The sequence below is a fragment of the Streptomyces sp. NRRL WC-3549 genome, assembly GCF_000721935.1.
Taxonomy (GTDB): domain Bacteria; phylum Actinomycetota; class Actinomycetes; order Streptomycetales; family Streptomycetaceae; genus Streptomyces.
This window is the reverse complement of the sequence record NZ_KL585388.1, coordinates 1-1854: the sequence shown is the minus strand read 5'-3', so window position 1 is coordinate 1854 and position 1854 is coordinate 1. Positions and strand designations below refer to the sequence as shown.

Below are 1854 nucleotides of genomic sequence, written 5' to 3'. Positions count from 1 at the left end.
GCCGCTCCGGCGGTGGCGGCGGGCCCGAAGGGGCAGGGTCACGGCCGTCCGGCGCAGCGGTACTCGTTCACGGTGATGGGCACGACGGACCTGCACGGGAACGTGTTCAACTGGGACTACTTCACGGACCGGGAGTTCGACGACGCCGAGCACAACGACGTGGGACTGGCGAAGGTCTCCACGCTGGTGGAGCGGGTCCGCGGGGAACGGGGGCGGCGTAACACGCTGCTGATCGACGCGGGTGACACGATCCAGGGCACCCAGCTTTCGTACTACTACGCGAAGATCGATCCGATCACGGCGAGGCGTGGGCCGGTACACCCGATGGCGCGGGCGATGAACCGGATCGGTTATGACGCGGCGGCGCTCGGTAACCATGAGTTCAATTACGGGATTCCGGTGCTGCGGAAGTTCGAGGAGCAGTGCGATTTCCCGCTGCTGGGCGCGAACGCGCTGGACGCGAAGACGTTGCGGCCGGCGTTCGCCCCGTACGTGATCAAGCGGCTGCGCACGCCGCACGGGCGTGATGTGCGGGTGGCGGTTCTGGGGCTGACGAATCCGGGGATCGCGATCTGGGACAAGGCGAATGTGGGCGGGAAGATGGTGTTCCCGGGTCTTGAGGAGCAGGCGGCGAAGTGGGTGCCGAAGCTGCGGTCGATGGGTGCGGACGTGGTGGTCGTGTCGGCGCATTCGGGTTCGTCGGGTACGTCGTCGTACGGTGACCAGCTGCCGTACGTCGAGAACGCGGCGGGCCTGGTGGCGGAGCGGGTGCCGGGGATCGACGCGATTCTGGTGGGGCACGCGCACGAGGAGATCCCCGAGCACTTCGTGGTGAACAAGGAGACGGGGAAGCGGGTCGTTCTCTCGGAGCCGTTGAAGTGGGGGCAGCGGCTGACGTTGTTCGACTTCGACCTGGTGTGGGAGAAGGGCCGCTGGGTGGTCGAGAAGGCGGGGGCCGAGGTGCTGAACTCGAACACGGTGGAGGAGGACCGGCGGATCACGTCGTTGCTCTCGCAGGAGCACGCGAAGGTGGTGGCGTACGTCAACCAGGTGATCGGTACGTCGGTGGCGGCGATGTCGACGGCCGAGGCGCCGTGGAAGGACGAGCCGGTCATCGATCTGATCAATCTGGTGCAGGCGGAGACGGTGGGCCGGGCGCTGGCGGGTGGTGAGTACGCCGGTCTGCCGGTGCTGTCGCAGGCCGCGTGTTTCTCGCGTACGGCCTCGATTCCGGCGGGCGAGGTGACGATCAAGGACGCGGCGGGTCTGTATCCGTTCGAGAACACCTTGGAGGCGCGTCTGCTGACGGGGGCGCAGCTGAAGGATTATCTGGAGTACTCGGCCCGGTATTACGTGCAGACGGCTGCGGGTGCGCCGGTGGACACGTCGAAGTTGACGAACGCGGAGGGTGTTCCGGATTACAACTACGACGTGGTGTCGGGGGTGACGTACGACATCGATATCGCGAAGCCGGTGGGTTCGCGGATCGTGGGGTTGTCGTTCGAGGGGGCGCCGGTGGATCCGGCGGCGCGGTTCGTGTTCGCGGTGAACAACTACCGTGCGAGCGGTGGGGGCGATTTCCCGCATGTTCCGGGTGCGGAGCAGGTGTGGGCGGATTCGGACGAGATCCGGAACACGATCATCGGGTGGGTCCGGGCGAAGGGGTCGGTGGACCCGGCGGAGTTCGCGTCGGTGGACTGGCGGTTGACGCGGGACGGTGTGCCGGTGTTCTGAGGCCGGGTGGTCTCCCGGGGCCTGGTCGGCGGGTCCCGGGTCGTCCGGGGTTTGGGTGTGGTGGCGGCCGTCTCCTTGGGGAGGCGGCCGTCGCCGTGTGTGCGGGGTGCGGGTCAGACG

Annotated in this window: 1 protein-coding gene; it reads left to right on the top strand. The window is 67.5% G+C overall.

Going from position 1 to position 1854, the window contains the following annotated elements; all coding sequences use genetic code 11:
• A partial coding sequence (locus IH13_RS0106460; protein WP_420713345.1) for a bifunctional metallophosphatase/5'-nucleotidase occupies window positions 1–1734 on the top strand: 1734 nt, incomplete at its 5' end.
• Window positions 1735–1854 lie beyond the last annotated feature (120 nt).